The sequence below is a fragment of the Lentilactobacillus hilgardii DSM 20176 = ATCC 8290 genome (assembly GCF_000159315.1).
In the GTDB taxonomy this organism is placed as follows: domain Bacteria; phylum Bacillota; class Bacilli; order Lactobacillales; family Lactobacillaceae; genus Lentilactobacillus; species Lentilactobacillus hilgardii.
This window is the reverse complement of the sequence record NZ_GG669995.1, coordinates 36,189-50,178: the sequence shown is the minus strand read 5'-3', so window position 1 is coordinate 50,178 and position 13,990 is coordinate 36,189. Positions and strand designations below refer to the sequence as shown.

The 13,990-nt window shown below is 42.3% G+C and carries 12 protein-coding genes and 2 pseudogenes; 2 read left to right on the top strand and 12 right to left on the bottom strand.

Going from position 1 to position 13,990, the window contains the following annotated elements:
- Nucleotides 1-158: 158 nt before the first annotated feature.
- The 9 genes and pseudogenes from HMPREF0519_RS09865 to HMPREF0519_RS14730 all read right to left on the bottom strand — a co-directional run bounded on the left by HMPREF0519_RS09865 (nucleotide 159) and on the right by HMPREF0519_RS14730 (nucleotide 8,108).
- Nucleotides 159-1,454 (bottom strand): annotated as a pseudogene (locus HMPREF0519_RS09865) (MFS transporter).
- Between the two features lie 49 nt (nucleotides 1,455-1,503).
- Complete coding sequence (leuD, locus tag HMPREF0519_RS09860) at nucleotides 1,504-2,088, bottom strand: 3-isopropylmalate dehydratase small subunit (RefSeq protein WP_003558135.1); 585 nt, start codon at nucleotides 2,086-2,088, stop codon at nucleotides 1,504-1,506.
- Nucleotides 2,089-3,462, bottom strand: a complete 1,374-nt coding sequence (leuC, locus tag HMPREF0519_RS09855) for a 3-isopropylmalate dehydratase large subunit (RefSeq protein WP_040472790.1) — start codon at nucleotides 3,460-3,462, stop codon at nucleotides 2,089-2,091. It lies immediately after the preceding gene.
- Nucleotides 3,440-4,519 (bottom strand): 3-isopropylmalate dehydrogenase, encoded by a 1,080-nt coding sequence (gene leuB / locus HMPREF0519_RS09850; RefSeq protein ID WP_003635869.1) that lies wholly within the window; start codon nucleotides 4,517-4,519, stop codon nucleotides 3,440-3,442. Before leuB ends, leuC begins: the two co-directional genes overlap by 23 nt.
- Nucleotides 4,519-5,682, bottom strand: a complete 1,164-nt coding sequence (locus HMPREF0519_RS09845; RefSeq protein WP_003558130.1) for a 2-isopropylmalate synthase — start codon at nucleotides 5,680-5,682, stop codon at nucleotides 4,519-4,521. The genes leuB and HMPREF0519_RS09845 overlap by 1 nt, the downstream gene beginning before the upstream one ends.
- Nucleotides 5,683-6,741: 1,059 nt before the next feature.
- The gene (locus HMPREF0519_RS09840) at nucleotides 6,742-7,182 is read right to left on the bottom strand and encodes a hypothetical protein (protein WP_003635867.1); all 441 of its coding nucleotides are present in this window, start codon (nucleotides 7,180-7,182) and stop codon (nucleotides 6,742-6,744) included.
- 182 nt (nucleotides 7,183-7,364) lie between these two features.
- Nucleotides 7,365-7,799: a carbon-nitrogen hydrolase family protein gene (locus tag HMPREF0519_RS14615; protein WP_267878692.1), complete on the bottom strand. Its 435-nt coding sequence runs from the start codon at nucleotides 7,797-7,799 to the stop codon at nucleotides 7,365-7,367.
- A complete protein-coding gene (locus HMPREF0519_RS14735; RefSeq protein WP_003635863.1) occupies nucleotides 7,789-7,935 on the bottom strand; it encodes a nitrilase-related carbon-nitrogen hydrolase in 147 nt (48 codons plus the stop codon). The genes HMPREF0519_RS14615 and HMPREF0519_RS14735 overlap by 11 nt, the downstream gene beginning before the upstream one ends.
- Nucleotides 7,929-8,108: a nitrilase-related carbon-nitrogen hydrolase gene (locus HMPREF0519_RS14730; protein ID WP_369077485.1), complete on the bottom strand. Its 180-nt coding sequence runs from the start codon at nucleotides 8,106-8,108 to the stop codon at nucleotides 7,929-7,931. Before HMPREF0519_RS14730 ends, HMPREF0519_RS14735 begins: the two co-directional genes overlap by 7 nt.
- Before the next feature lie 448 nt (nucleotides 8,109-8,556).
- Between HMPREF0519_RS14730 and HMPREF0519_RS09830 the strand changes: the two genes are divergently transcribed.
- On the top strand, nucleotides 8,557-9,270 hold the full coding sequence (locus tag HMPREF0519_RS09830) for an SGNH/GDSL hydrolase family protein (RefSeq protein ID WP_003635860.1): 714 nt from the start codon (nucleotides 8,557-8,559) through the stop codon (nucleotides 9,268-9,270).
- A gap of 85 nt (nucleotides 9,271-9,355) precedes the next feature.
- Here HMPREF0519_RS09830 and HMPREF0519_RS09825 read toward each other — a convergent pair whose 3' ends face one another.
- From HMPREF0519_RS09825 to HMPREF0519_RS09815, 3 genes are all read right to left on the bottom strand, one after another.
- Entirely contained in the window at nucleotides 9,356-9,916 is a 561-nt protein-coding gene (locus HMPREF0519_RS09825) for an RBBP9/YdeN family alpha/beta hydrolase (RefSeq protein ID WP_003635858.1), read from the bottom strand.
- Between the two features lie 179 nt (nucleotides 9,917-10,095).
- The gene (gene glnA / locus HMPREF0519_RS09820) at nucleotides 10,096-11,418 is read right to left on the bottom strand and encodes a type I glutamate--ammonia ligase (RefSeq protein WP_003635856.1); all 1,323 of its coding nucleotides are present in this window, start codon (nucleotides 11,416-11,418) and stop codon (nucleotides 10,096-10,098) included.
- A 192-nt stretch (nucleotides 11,419-11,610) separates the two neighbouring features.
- Complete coding sequence (locus HMPREF0519_RS09815; protein ID WP_003635854.1) at nucleotides 11,611-13,485, bottom strand: FAD-binding protein; 1,875 nt, start codon at nucleotides 13,483-13,485, stop codon at nucleotides 11,611-11,613.
- A 329-nt stretch (nucleotides 13,486-13,814) separates the two neighbouring features.
- On the opposite strand from HMPREF0519_RS09815, the pseudogene HMPREF0519_RS14690 reads away from it, so the two are divergent.
- Nucleotides 13,815-13,990 (top strand): annotated as a pseudogene (locus tag HMPREF0519_RS14690) (mandelate racemase/muconate lactonizing enzyme family protein); the annotation flags it as partial.

Below are 13,990 nucleotides of genomic sequence, written 5' to 3'. Positions count from 1 at the left end.
ACATACTTTAAACAAAAAATACCGCTAAAGTTTTTCTTTAACTTTGGCGGTACACCTCATCTTTAGGGCCTTTTTGATTGTTTTGAAGGTTGGAGATAACAGTAACTACTCTAAAACTCGTTTATTTTCAATAACAAATCAATTTTTAATACAGCTACTTAGCCAATGTCCTTTTGGTTTGTTTCATCACCAAATACCCAAACGACAATTCCGGCAAATAATGCAATCCCACCGATTGCCCAGAAAATCATATCGGCACTGGTAACTTTAAGCATCCAAGCAACCACGATCGGCATGGCAACCGTGAAAAGTTTGGCGGCCCCGTTGGCAATCCCGGACCCTCTGAATCTGAATTTGGTCGGGAAAAGTTCGGCAACATAAACTGCAATAACCGATGCCATCAAAATATAGAAACAAACTTCAAGCATAAAACCAATGGCAAGCACCCCGCCGACAGTCGACTGTTGGCCGTACATAAATCCAAAGATGGCAGTCATAAAGAATGCCGGCGCAATGGTCTTTTTACGACCGATTCGATCAACCAGATAAGCACCCACGGCACATCCAACCGGTGCACCAACCATCATAAAAGCCGACATCCAAAGTGAACCGGAAATATTAATGCCCCGATTGCTCAGCAGCGTCGGTACCCAGGACGTAAACGTATACTGACAAATAATAGTTGCCGAAGCGGCAACGGTAGCAACAAACAAACTAATCCATAGTGAATGATGAACAACTTCATGCTTCTTTGGTATCTCGTCAACATCGTCATTCACACCGTTAACTTCAATCTTTTCGATAATTGCCCTGGCTTCATCATCCCGGCCATGGGCCATTAACCAGCGCGGAGACTCAGGAATGTTTCGACGCAGGTACCAGAGAATTGCTGCCACAATCCCGACAACCATAAACATCACCCGCCAGCCATATCGCGGAATAATCGCACTGCACAGAATCATTGTGACGGGCGCACCACAATTGGCAACTAGCGAAGTTGTCGCACACTATTTACCGCGACTATGTATTGGCGCAAATTCATTAATCATGGAATACCCGGTCACGATTTCGGATCCTAAGCCGATACTCGACATCAAACGACAGAAAATCAAAAATCCCATATTAGGTGCAAATGCCCCAAGAAAAGTAAAACCGCCAAACATCAGCAGATTAATTTGATAGGCGACCCGTCGACCCTTTAAATCACCAATGAAACCGGCAATGATTGATCCTAAAAATAATCCGAGAAAGCCACTTGATAAGAAATAGGAATTCAATTGTAATGTGGACCAATTATCTTTTAAAACAGTTGTTGCCACCGCGCTTGCCAAGTAAACATCAACGGCATCCAAAAACATACCACCGGCTACCAAGGCAAATATCTCATAAAATAAAGGTGATTCTTTGGTTCGGTCAATTCGGCCCTGCAAACTAATTTGTCTTTCCATAGGCATCTGTCCCCCTAATCACGTTGGTTTTCTCAAATTAAAAACATCCATATTCCTAACCAAAGTCAGGAATGTCTGCTTCGTATTCTTCAATTTGTTTTTCATAGTTCATCGTAATAGCAATATCATCCAATCCGTTAACGAATTTATGTTTCCAAAGCGGATCGATTTCAAAGGGAAATTGATTGTCCCGATAACTGACTGTCTGGTTTGGCAAATCAACGGTGATGGTTTCGTCCGGTGCTGCCTGGGCTAAAATTTCCCGTTGGTCTTTAGGCAGTTTAATCGCCAAGAAACCATTCTTGGTACTGTTCATATAAAAGATATCACTGTAACCACCTGCAATGACAACCCGAAAGCCCCAATCCTTTAGTGCCCATACCGCATGTTCACGGGAAGAACCACAGCCGAAATTGTCACCGGCAATCAAGATCTCGGCGCCTTGACGTTCGGGTTTATTTAAAATAAAATCCGGATTTGGTTTATTCGGGCTTTGATAACGCCAATCGTAGAATAGATTTTTGCCATAGCCGGTCTTTAAAATATTCTTTAAAAACTGTTTGGGAATTAATTGATCCGTATCGATATTGTCCCTCATAATCGGAATTGACGTACTCTTAATCACATTAATTTTTTCCATTTAGACCTGCTCCTTTCGAAGATCGATGAAGTGACCATGAATGGCCGCGGCTGCTACCATTGCTGGACTAGCCAAGTGGGTTCTTGAACCAGCTCCCTGGCGGCCCTCAAAGTTTCTGTTTGACGTTGACGCACAGTGAATACCAGCCGGAACATGATCTGGGTTCATCCCCAAACAAGCCGAGCATCCAGGTTCACGCCATTCACAACCAGCATCTTTAAAAATCTTGTCAATGCCAATCTCCTCGGCGCGTTCCCTGATTGCCCGGGAACCCGGAACCACCCACGCTGTTAATCCCTTTGCAATATGATGGCCTTTCAATATGGCTGCTGCAATTTTAAGGTCTGATAAACGACCATTGGTGCAGGACCCAAAGAATGCCCATTTAATCGGAATATCGGTCGCCTTTTCACCCGGCTTTAAGCCAACATAATCGTAAGCCTTTTGATCATCGTCATCCTTAATCTCGGGAAATTGTCGATCAACGGGTACTGCCATGCCGGGATTGGTCCCCCAGGTGACATAAGGTGCCAGATCACTGACGTCAAAATCAATCACCCGATCATAAGCATCCTCACTATCAGTCGTGAACTGTTTCCAGTAGTCAATGGCTTTATCAATATTCTTAGGCGCATATTGACGACCTTTTACATAATCGAAGGTTGTTTGATCCGGATGAACACTCCCCATTTTTGCGCCACCCTCGATTGCCATATTGCATAAGGTCATTCGTTCTTCCATACCCATGTTGGAAATGGTGTCGCCGTAAAACTCGGCAGCGTATCCTGTCCCAAACGCAACCCCTTGCCGGGCAATAATGCCCATAATAATGTCCTTGGCATAAACACCCCTGGGCAGCTTTCCATGAACATGAATGCCCATCGTCTTGGGTTTGGTCTGCCAAATGGTTTGAGTTGCTAAAACGTGTTCGACTTCACTGGTCCCGATGCCAAAAGCGATCGATCCAAAAGCGCCATGAGTGGCTGTATGCGAATCGCCACAAACGATCACCATTCCGGGTTGTGTCAATCCTAATTGGGGTCCGATGACGTGGATAATCCCTTGATCCTTATCACCCATTCCAGCAAGACGAATACCAAATTCATCCGCATTTTTCTGAAGGGTATCAATCTGCTTTTTGGCAATTTCATCCTTAATGTTAAAAATATCGACAGTTGGCACGTTGTGATCCATTGTCGCAAAGGTTTTATCGGTCCGGCGAACTCTTCGGTGATTTTCACGTAATCCCTCAAAAGCTTGAGGTGAAGTCACTTCATGAAGTAAGTGTAAATCGACATAAATTAATTGTGGCTCTCCGGTTTTTCCGGTAATAACGTGTTTATCCCAAATTTTATCGAACATCGTTTTCGACATATGCGTTCCTTCTTTCACGAATTTTATTAATAATGGCACTTGTCACTTGGTCGGTTGTTGAACCGCCACCCAGGTCAGGAGTGACAATGCCACTTTCGATCACGGCGTCGACACTGTCGGCAATGTCATCCGCCAAATCCGGTCGATTAAATGAATGTCTCATCATTAAGGCAACCGAATTAATCATGGACAACGGATTGGCAATGCCCTGACCTGCAATATCCGGTGCGGAACCATGAATTGGCTCGTAAAGTGCAGGACCGGTTGTACCTCGGCTCATCGACGGAATCGTTCCCAGCGACCCGGTAATTTCTGCAGATTCATCGCTTAAAATATCGCCAAACATGTTTTCGGTTAAAATAACATCAAATTGTTCAGGTGCACTGATAATCTTCATGGCTGTCGCATCTACATACTTGGTATCGTAAGTAATAGTCGGATAATCCGCGGACACATCTTCAACAATCCGTCGCCAAAGATTGCTTGTTGCCAGCACATTGGCTTTATCCACCAGTGTGACATGCTGTCTTCTCTTTTCGGCCATTTCAAAGGCAACTTTGGCAACCCGCCGAATTTCTTCATCGGTATAGCACATCGTATCAATAGCATGGTGATCATCAATTTCTCTGGGCTTTCCAAAGTAAATCCCACTGGTTAACTCACGAACAATCACGAAATCTACTGGCGCAACCTGCTTAATGGGTGAATACTTTTGCATGGCCTGACTGATTGCAGTCGGGCGAATGTTGGCAAACAAGTTCAAATCCTGACGAATTGCGAGTAATCCCCTCTCCGGCCGCTTGGGTGCGTTATCCCATTTAGGACCACCGATTGCAGCCAAGAGTACCGCATCACTGGCTTTAGCCGACTCAAGGGTCTGTTGTGGAAGCGGATCGCCTTTCTGATCAATGCCGGCCCCGCCAAAGGGCTGCTCGTCAATTTGATAATCAAATTCACCTTCACTTACCGCTTTTAAAACTGACAGCCCCGCACTCATAATTTCTGGGCCGATGTAATCTCCTGGTAAAACCGTAATTTTTGCAATTGAATGGCTCATTAGTGAACAGCCTCCTTAACTTTGTCCATAATTTCCTTAAGATCATCTTCTGTTACAATTGATTCATCATCGGCAACCCGTTTGAAAATCGGGAAGATCTTCTTCATGTCATCACGGTCAACGTCATAACCGATCTTGTTCAGTTTAGCCATCACTGCATGTGACCCTGACAACTTTCCGAGTGGCAATGTTGTCTTGTTTGCACCAACTGATTCTGGTGTCAAAATTTCATAGGTTTGTGGATTTTTCAACATACCGTCTTGATGAATCCCTGATTCATGGGCAAAGGCATTGGCACCAACAACCGCCTTGTTATGAGGAACCGGCATGTTGGCAAAATCACTGATCATATCCGACACACGCTTGGTCTCCTTCAAATTAATGTTACTGGTTGCATCGTAATAATCTCTTCGAACGTACAAAGCAGCGGCAACTTCCTCAAGTGCAGCGTTTCCGGCCCGTTCGCCAATACCGTTGATTGTGCCTTCAATTCTAGTTGCACCATTCTCAATAGAAGCCAAACTGTTGGCTACAGCCATTCCTAAGTCATCGTGGCAATGTACGGAGAAGGTAATGTCATCAAATTCTTTAACGTTTTCGCGAAGATTTTTGAATAGTTCGGCAAATTCAACCGGATTCGTATAACCAACGGTATCCGCAATGTTAATGACGGTTGCACCGGCATGAATGGCAGTTTCAATCGAATCAACCAGGAAATCAGGTTCCGTTCTGGTAGCGTCCTCTGGTGAAAACTCAACGATATCAAAGAATTGATGGGCGTATGTGACTGAATCACGAATCGAGGCAATCACTTGGTCTTTGGTCATATGAAGCTTTGATTCACGGTGAATAGGACTTGTTGCAATAAAGACATGGACCTGTTTGTGTGCGGCATCCTTTGTGGCTTTGATGCAGGCGTCAATATCGCCTTTGCGTGCTCTTGCCAGGCCCGTCACTCGGGTGCGTTTAACTGCCCGCGATACAGCTTGAACTGCTTCAAAATCTTCTGGAGAAGCAACCGGAAATCCTGCTTCAATAACGTCAACGCCCCATCTCTCAAGCTCTTTGGCAATTTCTACCTTTTGTTCAACACTGAAATTAACACCAATTGTTTGTTCGCCGTCACGCAATGTTGTATCGAAAAATTGAATTTGTTTTGTCATAATAAAGATCTCCTTAATTTGTTTGTTGTTTGATCTGAAAAAGTTGTAAAAAAATAGTACCACCAGTATTCTGGGGTACCTGTAGTGCCCCAGTGCTTCTCAAATAGGGCCCGACTAATATGTCCGAGTCCCTTTTTAAAGTAATAAGGCTAATAACGCAGTTGCTTCAAATGAATGCTTGTTAACTTTTGCCAGTGTAATTGATTTGATAATTGTCATTTGAAGCAACTCCTTTCGTTTTATTAATAGTTTGGATTTATGTGATGATACATATGTGTTGGTATGGACCTATTCTTGAGTTAAGATCAAGATATGTGGTTAAAAATTAATGATGTTAGCGGAATTTTCTAAATCTTATAAGTTTGAAGCCGTCAGCCATAAGTGTGGCCAACTCACATTTGACGTTTTTTGATTTTGATGCACGTTAACCATCTCCGATCAATTTTATTTTGATGAACAAAAAACGTCCCTTTCAGCTAAAGCTGAAAAGGACGTTTTACCGTGTTACCACCTAAATTCATCACACGTTCACACGCATGATCTCTATGGGTACCGTTTGATCTGATACCCTAACATTCTTAAGGGAAGTCATTCCCAAGCCCCCTCGAAAAGGACTTTCGCTCACAAGCACTTTCACCTACCAGGAAGATACACCTTTTCATCAACGATGCTTTCTTTAAAATTCGCTGGTCGTTACTGAACATGTGATTAACACGTCGTTCATCAAATTGATTGGTGCTAGTATACAAAGGATTTTCATAGATTGTCAACACGTATTTTAATCATTATCTTTTTGTTTTCACATTTTAGAAGTCTCATTCTCATCAACGATAATAACACTAACATTATCCTAATCAACAACTCTCTCTTCTTAAAAATTGAATAATGGTTGCGATTCCAATACTGGTAGAACAGACACTTTTATTTTTATCATTCAATAAAAAATATACACATTAAGTAATAAAGAAATCAAAAAAGCCGCCTCGGACTCGGTGCCCAATAACGGCTTTTGATATGAAATAAACTAGGGATATCCCTAACCAATAATCGGGTGAAAAATTATTCAACAATCCATCCGGGCGTTGTCGCGTATTTCGTATATGTGACGTTTCGATCACATAGATACAACTGTTTGCTATTCAATAGTCTAACATTATACGTGTACTTTTCGCTGGTTGGATCAATCACTCTGAAATCTTGTGATGTTGAATACGTCCAACCGGTCAGTCGATAGGTATGATACCCTAAATACTTATATTTAACGTAGGTTAGACCGTACGGATTTGGTTTTAAGTAGCCACCGTATACCGATGAATATTGAAGATTGTTCATACCGGTATGTCTTGACCAATATTCCAAATAGGACTGTTTCCCCAAATACCAGCATCCCCTTAATGCCTTTGGGGTCCCACTGTGATAAGTGCTCGCCTTTGCAGTGGGATTCAGTAGAAACGCTCCCCCTAATAGAAATCCTAGAACAATTAATTTCTGAGAACGCATATGATGATACCTCCAAGTAATTAAAAAATTTCACAACAAAGATATTTTATCACTTTTTCGAGGTATAGTGCGCTTGTTTATTAATGTTTATTTAACGATTATCTATAAATTAATACGTATTTATATATTGCTAGCAATTAGATTATTATCTGATCATTATTAAAGTAAAAAATAAATGTCATTCAGTTTGCATCTTCCGCCTTTACCACGGCTGTTTTCGGATCTTTCGAATCCATGTTTCCTTGTAGATGCCATTTTTCAGAATACGTTTCAGGGTGTGCATCTTGATAAATCGAGTAATAACCATGTCGAAGCCCCCTTGTCTGTTCATAGTCGATTGTTGCTTGAAGATAACCCGGGCGTTCAGAATCCAAGCTTGACATAACCGTTCCAAGCGGATCACTAATCCTACTGTGTCCAAAGAAATCCGATTCTTTATCAAACCCGATTCGATTGGCAGCAACGATTGGAATGATATTGTCCAAAGCCCTGGCCCGAACACAAAGCTCCCAGTCTTGAATCCTGGGTCGTTCCCAGTTCGTTGAAATTATCAAAAGATCAGCATGCTCAAGTACCAATATTCTGGCCACTTCGGGGAAAAAGGTATCATAACACATCATTCATCCCAATTGTCCCGATCTTTGTTTTGAACACCGAATATGTTTTCCCCGGTGTGAAATAACGTTGTTCAGTATCAAAAAAGTGAACCTTCTGATAAGTACCCACAATCTGTCCTTGATCGTTAATTAACATGGTTGCATTATAAATTGTTTCAACGTTTGATCCCGTTTAAAGATCAGATAAACGCGGTACCACTTTGCAACATCTTGCATGTACTGAACTGACTGGCCGGTAGCGGTTTCGGCTAATTGATAAACGCCTGTCCCGCACTCATAGCCGGTTGTACTAAGTTCTGGAAAGACGATTAGCTTAATATCGATCTGTTCACTTTTAACTCAATTAGCCCACTTCGCCATCACCCTTAAGTTAAAGGCGACCCGGTTAAGGTGCGGTTGAAATTGGACACTTGCCACTTGAATTTTCATTTCAAGATCCCCCTTTTAGGCTATTTTTTCTTTATTTATGAGACCAAGTATCACTTTATGTGACTTTTTCTAACATTGGTTGTCTAAATTATAGCGTTCTTAACCAAATAGTCAACAAAAAAATGTCACTAGCCCCTTTATTGCCAACCTTGACCAGTTTAAACAAGGGCATGCATTTCTCAATGTAACATCCTATAACATGGGTAAAAAAGAATGATTTATTTTTGCACGTCTAAGTGACTTGTTAAATGAACGAAATATTGTATACTAAACCATAGATTTTAAATAATAACATTAAAGAAATAGCTTATCTTCATAAGGAGAGAAAATGCAAAAATCACGAGGGGCTTTCACTACATACTCACTACTTGGATTCGCGCTCGTAGTTGTCTTGTTGGAGGTCGGGTTCTTGGGAGCCGGCAATCATCGGAATAGTGAGGCGGCGCATAATCACATCTTTTCAACAACTAAAGTCCAGGCAAAGACAGCCAAACTTCACTTAACTGCTCGCGAGAAAAGTGTCTCCCGCAATTATCATCTAACAAAGCTCCAAACCCGAACCGCTACTAAAATCCATTTAACGGCAATTGGCGACTCGGTTATGGTAGACGTTAATCCGAACATTAAACACGTCTTCCCACATAGTGCCGTTAGTGGTTCTGTTGGCCGACAATTTTATTCACTTCCCGGAATTGTCCGCCAGTTAAAGGCAACCGGCCACCTTGCCAGGTACGTGGTGATTAATTTAGGGACGAATGGGCCGCCAACCCAGGCAGACATTAATTCGGTTCTCAAAACCGTTGGCAAGGAACGGCAAATCTTTTGGATCAACACACGGGTTCCAAGAAAATGGCAAAATACGACTAATCATTTAATCAAGAAAACGGCTAAAAAACATGCAAATGTCCACGTTGTCAATTGGTACAAAGCCAGTAAAGGGCATGCCGGCTGGTTTGCCAGTGATCGCGTCCACGTTGATTTAACCGGTGCGGTCTACTATACCCATACATTAGCAAAAGAAATTTCCAAAGATTTGAATTAATACAAGAGCCGCTTGGAATCACTATTAATGAAGTAATTCTAAGCGGCTTTTATATGCCGATTATTCTATTTTCAAGCCTTATTCTCTACTTTTTCAGCATTGCTTTCAACTCATCAAATACAATCGGCAGCTTCTTATCTTTTCCTTCATCGGTAAAATGATGTCCGGACGGCATTAAGACAAACTTTGAATGTAGATGCCTAGCCATCGTTAAGGTGTAAGGATATGGGACACTGTTATCGTTAATCGCGGAAATAACCGTGACATGCGCAATCTTTGGAAGAATATCGGTATAATCGACCGGATGTTGCGTGAACTCATCCAGCTCCGGTAATGTCCAAATCGGTTCATCAAAGCCGGAAACCAATAAGACATTGACCTGCTTGATATCATGTTGCGCCAGATAATGAAGGACCTGAATGCAGCCCAAACTATGTCCGACCAAGGTAATCCCATCCCTGGCGTCAATTACCTGATCGCAATAGTGATCCCAAGCAGCCTCGTTGGGATGATTGGAGTCTGGAAAATTGAGCTTTTTAAACGGTATGTCAAGCTGATTTTTTACCTGCTTTTCAAGCCAGGGAAACCAGTGATCGTGTGCAAATGATGTATAACCATGAAACATGTAGATGAGCTGTTCTGACATATTCTTTCACCTTCGCTTATGTTTGTCTTTATCATCGATTATAAAACATTTCCGCTGATTATCGAATCCATTTTTATCTACCATTTGATCATCAGCCACTTTCCCATGTTAAAAGAGCTGTCATTCAGTCAATTCAAGTGATTGGCTAAATGGCAACTCTTTTATTTTAATTGCAAAATTTAAACGTTAAAGTAAGTCTCTTTTTCCCAATCCGTAACACTCATCTGGAAACTAGCCAGTTCCTTATGCTTAATCTCCAAATACTTCGGTACAATAATGCCCAACGTTTGGGCAAGTATCTGATCACTTTTTAAAGTCGTCAATGCCTTGGGTAATGAACCGGGTAGCTGAATGATTTGTTGGGCCGTTCGCTGCTCAGCAGACATATTATAAATATTGTCCTCCACATTCTTTGGAGGTGTTAATTTATTTTTGATGCCATCCAGTCCGGCTGATAAAACGGAGGCAATTGCCAAATAAGGATTTGCGGACGGATCACCGCTTCGCAATTCAAATCGGGTTGTGGGACCCCTGCCATCCGGTACCCGTACCAACGCCGTTCGATTTGCGATAGCCCACGCAACATAGGTTGGTGCTTCGTATCCCGGAACCAAACGCTTATAGCTATTGATGGTTGGATTGGTAATAGCTGTAAAGGCTCTCGCATGAGTCAAAATGCCGGCGAGGTAATTGGTCGCAAGGGCAGATAAACCATGATCGGCCTTTGGATCATCAAACAAGTTGCGATCACCATCAAACAGTGAGGTATTCAAATGCATGCCTGACCCGTTCATTCCGGCAAGTGGCTTTGGCATAAATGTTGCACGTAACCCGTGTTTAACCGCGATTGCTTTGGTAGTCAGTTTCAGCAACTGAATGCGATCAGCTGTGTGAACCGCATCGTCAAACCGAAAGTCAATTTCACATTGTCCGGGTGCGACTTCATGATGGTTTGCTTCAATCGAAAAGCCCATTTTCTTCAGCGTATTGACCGTATCGCGCCGACACGCTTCGCTGGCATCACTCGGATACACATCAAAATAGGAGGCCTGATCATTTAACTCAGTCGTTAAATGGCCATCCTCGTCGGTTTTAAATAGGAAGTATTCCATCTCGGCGCCAACGTTCAAATGCCCACAGCCGAGGTCAGATAATGATGCATCCAATTGTTTTAGTGCAAATCGTGGATCACCGGCAAACGGCGTTCCGTCACGATTGTAAACATCACAAATGAGTGAAGCCGTGTTACCCCCCGTCGTGATCCATGGATAGATAGTCCAAGTATCCAAATCCGGATGCAAATACATATCAGAGTTTTGAATTGGCAAGAATCCAGTGATCGAGGATCCGTCAATTTTAATCTTGTTATTCAAAGCGGTGTCCAGTAAACTGACCGGAATCTCAACGTTTTTTAACACACCGTTTAGATCTGAAAACGTCATCCTCAAATAGTCAATTTCTTCATCCTTTGCCAATTTACGAATATCATCAACTGTCTTCATCAAAAGCCCCCTGAAAAGTCATTAATTTGGAATACCTAAATATTTGATTTGGGTTTCCTTACTGCGTATTATACACGTAACATCTTCTGACATCAGATTTTTTTCTGAAAAAGATCATTTTTTTTAGTAAGCAGATCAAGATTTTCAAAACAAAAAACGTTTGGAATCAATATCCAAACGTTTTCCGTCTATCTAATTTCCCTGCTTTGCTTTTTTTAAAGCGTTTTTCACGGCGGCTTTCAACGCATTACTTGAAGCTGAAGCACCCGAAACACCATCAACATCAGCCGTATGCTTCTTGACCATCTCTTTTGGCAGGTCGGCCATGGCTTTCAAACCAACATCTTCACTTTCACTTTGTTTCAAAACTTCAACGTTGGTCAACTGATGATCATCGTCAAGTGTGACCCTAACAACCACTTCTCCGCCAATACCGTCATCGTTTTCACCAATAAATTGATGATCAGTGGTTGTAAAGGTTTCATTTCCTTCATCATTCGTTAAATCACTTGCCAACGTTGTGTCAGTTGACTGGGAAGCTGATGTCATCGTATCCGGTTCCTGATTTGGCTCAACGTTCTTTGTGTCATCCTTGGGTTTTGCGGCATTTTCTCCGGCAATTTTGCCAAAGATCAAACATTCAGCCAAATTACCACCGCCATTATACTGATTGGCATTGATGCCGCCAAACTCGCCGGCGCTGTATAAATGCGGAATCGGCTGATCAAACGCATCTAGTACCTGTGCCTGCTCGTTTCGTTTGGCACCGCCCTGCGTGTTGAGCATGGCAGTTGCCAAAGGCGTGGCGTAGTACGGGCCGTCACCAAAAGCCCGCATCGTGTCACCGGAACGGTTCAATGTTAAATCTTCGCCGTTTTCTGAAAAGACATTGAATCGTTCAACAGTTTGAACCAGTGTCTTTGGATTTGCTTTAATTTTTCTGGCGAGCTCTTCAATTGTATTAGCCTTGACCGTAATCTTAAAGAAATCATCATATGGCAACTTTCCACGGGATTTGATCTGTCTGTATTGTTCCCTATCAAAGATCAGATGTGGATGGGAATAGACAGTCGGATTCTTCCAGCTGCCATGTTGAAACGCGTGTCCGTGCCGCCCGTTTTCATCTTCACGAACGTAGCGACTGCCATCGTCGGCGGCCACAAAGATACTTCCGTTCGACAGATCCGGCCATGGGCTCAAAATAAACTTTCCCCTAGCTTCGGCGGTATTTTCAAATGTGAAACCGGTATTAAAACCAAACCCTTCAAAGGAGTTCATGTGCCAAAGTTTGGCGCCAACTTCCTGGGCCATCTTCAAGCCATCGCCCTTATTGTATAAAGTCCCGATCACTTTCAGTTTGGGAACTCCGATAAAGTTCTGAATATCGTCGTTGTTATTCTCAAAACCACCCATTGCCATGACGACACCATTATTGGCTTTGATATCAACCAATTGATCATGTCTCTGAATCTGAACACCTTCGACCACACCTGTTTCAGGGTTTTGAATTAAATGCTTAGCAGGTGATGCCAGCCAAACATTAATTTGATTTTCACGCTTGGTTACTTGGCCACGCACCGTTTTCCACAACGAGGCATCAAAGTAACCATCGTGAACCGTTGTCAAATCAACCGTCTCCGAGCCTTCAAATTCCGGATACTCCGGTGACAGGCCGTTAGCAAAGGCTTCAAAATCCGGATCACGATGAACCTTATTGTAAGATACCGGATTCTTGATTTCCAAATAACGTTTGAAATAATCCGGAATTGTGGTCAATCCATGAACATAAGTATCAAGCATCTTTTCGTCTATTTTAATCGGTCCGAATAATTGCTTAAAATAGTGCTTCATTTTATCAAAATCATATCCGGTTAAAACCACTTGACCGGCATACCGGGTATTACCGCCTTCATGACCTTCGGGTGCCGCATCCGTCAATAGCACTTTAGCACCGTTATCCGCCGCAAATCTGGCGGCAGTCGCACCTGCAGCACCAAATCCAATCACGATGACATCGTAAGTGGCTGCCCAGCTGCGTTGTTTATTTGTATCGATTGTCTGATTCATCAATAAGACCTCTCTTTTTTAAAAACATGTTAGATTAATCGTTTTATTCCTGATTGTTACAAAGTGAGCATGGCATCGTAAGCGATTCCACCTCTATTATCTCCTAATCCAAACGAAAGTTAAATAGCCGACTAATCAACTCACTTTGCATTTACAACATATATGTATGTTGTATAATCTTTCGCCGATATGACTTGCTTATATTATTCAACCCGCGTTTAGAACAGGGACCTCTTACTTTAGCAAGCACATATTTGATTGCAACTTTTTTAAAAATTAGTTATGATTAGAGCTTAATTAAGATGATTTGAAAGGAACTTATTTTTCTCATGGAAATCACTGATATCATCGCTCACAAAGTGAAAGTTAAGTTGACAAAACCAATTAAAGTCACTTTTGGCGAAATTATTGACGTCGAAACATTAATCATCAAAATTTCGACAGATACGGAGATCTTCGGTTATGGCGAAGCCTGTCCGTTTGAGCCGGTTACCGGTGAAAGTAT

Bases quoted from the DNA above. Each gene is read 5' to 3' on its own strand.
- HMPREF0519_RS09845 (WP_003558130.1), bottom strand. From the start codon at position 5,682: ATGACAAAACAAATTCAATTTTTCGATACAACATTGCGTGACGGCGAA.
- HMPREF0519_RS14735 (WP_003635863.1), bottom strand. From the start codon at position 7,935: ATGTTAATTAACGATCAAGGACAGATTGTGGGTACTTATCAGAAGGTT.
- HMPREF0519_RS09825 (WP_003635858.1), bottom strand. From the start codon at position 9,916: ATGTCAGAACAGCTCATCTACATGTTTCATGGTTATACATCATTTGCA.
- leuB (WP_003635869.1), bottom strand. From the start codon at position 4,519: ATGAGCCATTCAATTGCAAAAATTACGGTTTTACCAGGAGATTACATC.
- glnA (WP_003635856.1), bottom strand. From the start codon at position 11,418: ATGAAGACAGTTGATGATATTCGTAAATTGGCAAAGGATGAAGAAATT.
- leuD (WP_003558135.1), bottom strand. From the start codon at position 2,088: ATGGAAAAAATTAATGTGATTAAGAGTACGTCAATTCCGATTATGAGG.
- leuC (WP_040472790.1), bottom strand. From the start codon at position 3,462: ATGTCGAAAACGATGTTCGATAAAATTTGGGATAAACACGTTATTACC.
- HMPREF0519_RS09830 (WP_003635860.1), top strand. From the start codon at position 8,557: ATGCAAAAATCACGAGGGGCTTTCACTACATACTCACTACTTGGATTC.
- HMPREF0519_RS09815 (WP_003635854.1), bottom strand. From the start codon at position 13,485: ATGAATCAGACAATCGATACAAATAAACAACGCAGCTGGGCAGCCACT.
- HMPREF0519_RS09840 (WP_003635867.1), bottom strand. From the start codon at position 7,182: ATGCGTTCTCAGAAATTAATTGTTCTAGGATTTCTATTAGGGGGAGCG.
- HMPREF0519_RS14615 (WP_267878692.1), bottom strand. From the start codon at position 7,799: ATGTGTTATGATACCTTTTTCCCCGAAGTGGCCAGAATATTGGTACTT.